Below are 5,874 nucleotides of genomic sequence, written 5' to 3'. Positions count from 1 at the left end.
TCGGTGACAGCGTCCCTTGCATCCAATGGAGAGCAAGACTTCCGCTGGGCCGCCCCGCAGAACCCCAATTCAATACAGTTGCGCTACGGCGTGAGCGTCTTCACCGGGCAACATCTTCGGTACTTGGTATCAGACCCCGACCGCCGCCTTGATCCTGTCCCGCGTCAGCGGCAGGTCGTGCAGGCGGACGCCGGCCGCGTCGGCGATGGCGTTGGCGATGGCGCCCGCCGTCGGTCCCTGCGCGGCCTCTCCGGTGCCGAGATAGGGCTTGCCGGGCCGGTCGATCACATGGACCTCGACGCTGTCGGGGATGTGGTCGAAGCGGAGGAGGGGATAGGCGCTCCAGTCCCGGCTGGTGATCCGGGTGCGGTCGAACGTCACCTGCTCCATCAGAGTCCAGCTCGACGACTGGACGATGCCGCCCTCCGTCTGGTTGCGGATACCGTCCGGGTTGACGGCCTGTCCGCTGTCGATGGCGGCGACCGCCCGGACCAGCCGGGCGGCCCCGGTTTCCCGCTCGACCGCCACTTCCACGGCGACCGCACAATAGGCGGCAAGGTTCTTGTAGCGGGCGAAGCCGAAGCCCTTGCCATGCCCCGCCGGAAGACGGGCGGAGGACCAGCCGAACTTCTCGGCGGCCATCGTGACGACGTCGCGGGCGCGGGAGTCTTCCAGGTGGCGCAGGCGGAAATCGACCGGATCGGTTTCCGATGCGGTGGCCATCTCGTCCATGAAGCTCTCCAGCGCGAAGACGTTCATGAAGGCGCCCAGCCCCCGCAGCGCCGATGTTCTGACCGGCATGTCCGGGATGTAGCGGTGGACGATCCGGACGTTGGGGATGGCATAGAGCGGAATGGCGTTACGGTCGCCGCCGCCCGCCGGCTGCGGGATCGGCTTCGGCGGGTCGGGCTTGAACGGCTCGGCCAGATGCCAGGCCGGCATCAGGGCGCCAGCGCCGCCGGGGCGGGTCGAATGGGGAGCGCTCCAGACCTCATACTGGTAGTCCACGATCCGGCCCTGGGCATCGACGCCGCCGCGCGCCTTCGACACCATGGCGGAGCCGAACGGCTCCCAGCAATGCTCGTCCTCCCGCATCCACTGGACCCGGACCGGGCGGCCGGGGAAAGCGCGGGCGATCAGCGCCGCATCGGCCCCGGCGTCGTCGGCGCCGTTATGGCCGTAGCAGCCCGACCCCTCGGTATGGATGCAGTGGACCTGCGCCTCGTCCATCCGCAGCATCTCGGCGATGGCGGAGCGCAGCGGGAACATGCCCTGGCCGTGGGACCAGACCGTCATCACGCCATCGCGGAACAGCCCGACGGCGCAGGACGGACCGATCGAGCCGTGGATCTGGAAGCCGCGATGGAACTCCGCGTCCAGCCGGTGGACGGTGCCGCCGACGGCAGCCGGGTCGTCGCGCCGGTCCTGGATCACCCGCTCGTCGGACTTCAGCGCCTGGATGTCGCGGAACAGCGTGCCCTGGTCGGGCAGCGTTTCATGCTCGTCCCATTTTACGGCCTGCGCCAGCACCCGCATGGCGTTGATCGCCTGCCATTCCCGCTCCGCCACGACCGCCAGATAGTTGCCGTCGCGGAACGTGCCGACGACGCCCGGCATCCGTTCGGCGACACTGATATCGGCCTCGCGGATGGCGGCGCCGTAGCTGGGCGGGCGGACGACGCGGGCGTGGACCATATCGGGAAGCCGCATGTCGTGGACATAGGCGGCACCGCCGGTAACCTTGGCGGGGATATCGACGCGCGGCAAGTTCTGGCCGATCACGCTGTAGGACGCAGAGTCCTTCAGCACCGTTCCGGCCTGGGCGCGGGCGCCTTCCAGCCCGCCGCCGGCCACCAGCTCGCCGTAGCCAAGGCTCCGTCCGTCCGGAGCGGCGACGGCTCCCTGCGCCAGCTTCAAGGCGTCCGCCGGCATGCCGAGGTTCTTTGCCGCCAGATCGCGGAGGATGGCCGCGACCCGCGCGGAGGCGTGCAGGATGGCCGTGCCGCTTTCCTGCATCGATTGGCTGCCCGCCGTGTAGCTCTCGTTCGGCGTCCGGCCGGTATCGGCGGTCACCAGGGTAATGTCGGCGGGATCGACGGCCAGTTCCTCCGCCGCGACCTGAAGCAGGGCGGTCCGGATGCCCTGCCCCAGTTCCGCCTTGCCGGTAAAGACGGTGATCCCACCGTCGGCGTCGATCCTGATCCAGGATTCCAGCAGCGGATTGCTATTCAGCGCCTTGGGCATGCCCGGCGGCGTGCCGCCGTCGGCCTCCTGCGGGGCCTGGGCCAGCAGGCGTCCGGGGAACAGCGTGAAGCCCACGACGAGCGCGCCGCCGCCGAGAAAGCCCCGGCGCGACAGAACCGGTCCGTTCATCGCCGGTCCTCCCCGTTACCAGTGGTTGCACCGGCATCGGCGGTCTGCATGAACCCCGCCGCGCGGCGGACCGCCTTCATGATCCGCATATGGGTGCCGCAGCGGCACAGGTTCGGCTTCAGGGCGTCCCGGATCTCGGCGTCGGACGGGGCGGGCGTGCGCTCCAGCAGCGCCTGGGCGCTGATCATGAAACCGGGGATGCAGTAGCCGCACTGGGCGGCCTGCTCCTCCATGAAGGCGCGCTGGACCGGTCCGGGATCGTCGATGGTCCCAAGTCCCTCCACCGTGCGGATCGCGCGGCCTTCCAGGACGACGATGGGCGTGACGCAGGACACGACGGGAGCGCCGTCCACCAGCACCATGCAGGAACCGCACTGCCCCAGGCCGCAGCCGAACTTGGCCGCATTCATCTCCAGGTCGTCGCGCAGCACGTAGAGCAGCGGCGTTGCCGGGTCGGCATCGACCTGATGGTCCCGGCCGTTGACGGACAGGGTAATCATCACTCTCCCTTCGCTATTCTGGTGCCGGAACCGCCGGTCGAACCGCCGGTCGAACCGGTTTCGGAGCGGATGCGGGCGACATGCCCCTCGATGTCGGTCCAGGCCGGTTGACCGCTGAACCGGGTGCGCAGATATGCCGTCAGTTCCACGATCTGCTTGTCGGTCAGGATATGGGCAAAGCCCGGCATCAGCGGGGCGGCCGCCGCGTCGGGCGTCATGACGCCGCCCATGATGGCCTGGATCAGGTTGCGCGGGTCCGGCTGCGCGATCGATGTCGCCTTGGCCAGATCGACCGGTGCCGCGAACTGAAGGGGGCCGCCCGGCTCGTGGCAGTTGGCGCAGGCCCCGGCATAGACCGTCGCGGCGCCGTTGCCCGCCGGGACGGCGCCGGCGGGAGGAGCCGCCTGCCGCTCGCCCATGCCGTCGGCGATATAGGTCGCCATCGCCCTGATATCCTCGTCCGGGACGGACGACAGGTTGCGGATCACGGGGGCCATCGGGCCGGCGGCCAGGGCATGGTCCTCGCTGACGCCTTTCCGCAGATAGGCGTAGAGGCTGTCCTGGTCCCATGGGATGGGAGCGGTGGAGGCCTCGTTCAGCGCCGGCGCGTGCCAGCCCTCGGATTCGCCGCCGGCGAACTTGCGGTCGGTTTCGCGGGCGCCCAGCCTGTTGCGCGGCGTGTGGCAGGCGCCGCAATGGGCGACGCCTTCGGCCAGATAGGCGCCCCGGTTCCACTCCGGCGAACGCGCCGGATCGTCCTTGAACGCGCCCTGATCGAGGAACAGCAGCTTCCAGCCCGCCAGCAGCGGGCGGAACTGGAGCGGCCAGGGCAACTCGTTGGCCGGCGCCTCGGCGCGGACCGGTTCGCGCGTCATCAGGTAGGCGTAGAGCGCGCGGTTGTCATCCGCCGAGATGCGGGTGAAATGGTCGTAGGGGAAACCGGGGTAAAGGTGATGTCCCTCGCGGTCCACCCCCTCCCCCATCGCGCGGGCGAAGGCTTCGTCCGACCACCTGCCGATGCCGGTTTCCGGGTCGGGCGTGATGTTGGTACCGTAGATCGTGCCGAACGGCGTCTTCAGGGGATAGCCGCCGGCGAACGGCTTGCCCCCGGCAGCAGTGTGGCACTGCGCGCAATAGCCGAGCGAGGCGAGCTTCGCGCCCTGCGCTATTTTCTCAGGAGGAAACGCGGAGCGCTCGGGCGGCTTTATCGGATCGAGTTCGGACCGCCACGCCAGAGCGATGAACCCGCCGGCGCCGACGGCCGCCAGCAGCAGCAATCCACCCAGGATACGCGTCGTCCGCAAATGATATCTCCCTCCGGTTTTGCGGCGTGACCGGAAGAAGCTGTTTCAATGCTCGAGAGGCCGCCGCGGGGTTTTTGTTTGGAACCGTTCTGTTCCAACAAGTCTCCGCCCGCGACGGTTCCCGTATTTATCCCGCCGGATCAGGCCGCTTGGCGCAAGCCGGCGGCCGGCAGGTCGAACGGCATCGCCGATGCGATCTTCTCGGAGACGGCCTGAGCGGTCGCGGCGGAGAGCGTCCATCCCAGATGGCCATGTCCGGTGTTGTAGAAGACGCCCGCACGGCGGCCGGCACCCACACGCGGCATCATGTCCGGCATCATCGGACGCAGGCCGCTCCACGGCACGACCTTGCCGGTATCGACCATCGGGAAGAGCTGGCGGGTCCAGTCCACCAGCGGCCGGATGCGGTCGGCCCGGATGTCGCGGTTCTCGCCGTTGAACTCCGCCGTGCCGGCGATCCGCAGGCGGTCGCCGCCCAGGCGGCTGGTGACGATCTTGGCCTTGTCGTCCAGCAGGCTGACCCAGGGGGCGGCGTCGCGGCTGGCGTCGTCGTCCAGGTGGACGGTGATCGAGTAGCCCTTGACCGGATAGATGTTGACCCGGTCGCCGACCATGGCGGCGAACTTGCGGCTGGCGACGCCGGCGCAGATCACGATGCCGTCTACGACCAGCTCGTCGTGGGAGGCCGTCGCATCGCCGTTGGTCCAGAGGACCTTGATTTCCCGGCCCAGATGGTCGAGCCGCTCGACCGTGGCATCGTGGACGAAGCGGACGCCGCGCCGGATGCAGGCCTTGGCCAGCCCACGGGTGAACTTGTGGATGTCGCCGGTGGCGTCCGACGGCGTGAAGAATCCGCCGTGGAAGTCGCCGGTCAGGGCCGGCTCGATCGCGCGGATCTCTTCCGCAGTCACGGCATGGCGGTCCAGCCCGCCTTCCGTCAGCATTTCGTTGACTTGCGCTGCGTGGTCGAAGCTCTTGCGGTCACGGTAGAAGTGCAGGATGCCGCGCGTCTCCAGGTCGAAGTCGATGCCTTCGCGCTCCGCCATGTCGAACAGGTGCTTGCGCGCCTCGATGGCGAGACGGGTCGTCGCGATGGTGTTGGAGCGGTATTTGGGGATGTTGCCGACGAACTCGGCCATCCAGGAATACTTGTGCCAGTTGGGCGACGGGTTCATCAGGAGCGGCGCATCGCGCTTCAGCATCCAGGTGATGCCCTTGACGACCGTGGACCAGTGGTTCCAAACCTCGGCGTTGCTGGCGGAAAGCTGGCCCCCATTGGCGAAGGAGGTTTCCATCGCGGCGTAGCGCTGCCGGTCGAACACGGTGACGGCATAGCCTTTTTCGGCCAGCGCGTAGGCTGTGGTGACGCCCGTGATGCCGGCGCCGATAACTGCGATATGGGGGGTGCTGTTACGCATGGGATCTGCTCTCCGGAGCGCGTGAGGATGACAGCGAACGGGCGATTACCCGGTCCGGTTTTCCCCATCTGTCGCTGTACCTGAGAGCTTGCCCCGAGGCTCGTCAGAGCATCGGGCTTCCCCTTCGGTGGGCGTCTTCATGCCTGACGATTGGCATGGCCGCCTCTCTCCAGATCGTCCGGCTGGTGCGGTCCCTGGTGCCTGAGAGTTTCCTGGGGGGTTGCTCCGTCGGCGCCGACGCCGGTTTTGAACCGCGCCGGACTCTCCCGCATAGCCTTG

General features: G+C 68.4%; 4 protein-coding genes and 2 riboswitches. All 4 genes read right to left on the bottom strand.

The window, feature by feature from the left end; all coding sequences use genetic code 11:
• Positions 1–129: 129 nt before the first annotated feature.
• The 4 genes from AC5JJ6_RS37920 to AC5JJ6_RS37905 all read right to left on the bottom strand — a co-directional run bounded on the left by AC5JJ6_RS37920 (position 130) and on the right by AC5JJ6_RS37905 (position 5,595).
• On the bottom strand, positions 130–2,373 hold the full coding sequence (locus AC5JJ6_RS37920; protein WP_496046995.1) for a xanthine dehydrogenase family protein molybdopterin-binding subunit: 2,244 nt from the start codon (positions 2,371–2,373) through the stop codon (positions 130–132).
• On the bottom strand, positions 2,370–2,873 hold the full coding sequence (locus AC5JJ6_RS37915; protein WP_496046994.1) for a (2Fe-2S)-binding protein: 504 nt from the start codon (positions 2,871–2,873) through the stop codon (positions 2,370–2,372). The genes AC5JJ6_RS37920 and AC5JJ6_RS37915 overlap by 4 nt, the downstream gene beginning before the upstream one ends.
• Positions 2,873–4,177: a c-type cytochrome gene (locus tag AC5JJ6_RS37910; RefSeq protein ID WP_496046993.1), complete on the bottom strand. Its 1,305-nt coding sequence runs from the start codon at positions 4,175–4,177 to the stop codon at positions 2,873–2,875. Before AC5JJ6_RS37910 ends, AC5JJ6_RS37915 begins: the two co-directional genes overlap by 1 nt.
• A gap of 140 nt (positions 4,178–4,317) precedes the next feature.
• The gene (locus AC5JJ6_RS37905) at positions 4,318–5,595 is read right to left on the bottom strand and encodes a D-amino acid dehydrogenase (RefSeq protein ID WP_496046992.1); all 1,278 of its coding nucleotides are present in this window, start codon (positions 5,593–5,595) and stop codon (positions 4,318–4,320) included.
• Positions 5,596–5,653: 58 nt separating this feature from the next.
• A riboswitch (glycine riboswitch) is annotated at positions 5,654–5,773 on the bottom strand.
• Positions 5,774–5,874: riboswitch (glycine riboswitch) on the bottom strand.

Source organism: Skermanella sp., from assembly GCF_059503625.1.
Note: the sequence above shows the minus strand (reverse complement) of the source record. Positions and strands in the feature narration are given on the sequence as shown.

Bases quoted from the DNA above. Each gene is read 5' to 3' on its own strand.
- AC5JJ6_RS37915 (WP_496046994.1), bottom strand. From the start codon at position 2,873: ATGATTACCCTGTCCGTCAACGGCCGGGACCATCAGGTCGATGCCGAC.
- AC5JJ6_RS37905 (WP_496046992.1), bottom strand. From the start codon at position 5,595: ATGCGTAACAGCACCCCCCATATCGCAGTTATCGGCGCCGGCATCACG.
- AC5JJ6_RS37920 (WP_496046995.1), bottom strand. From the start codon at position 2,373: ATGAACGGACCGGTTCTGTCGCGCCGGGGCTTTCTCGGCGGCGGCGCG.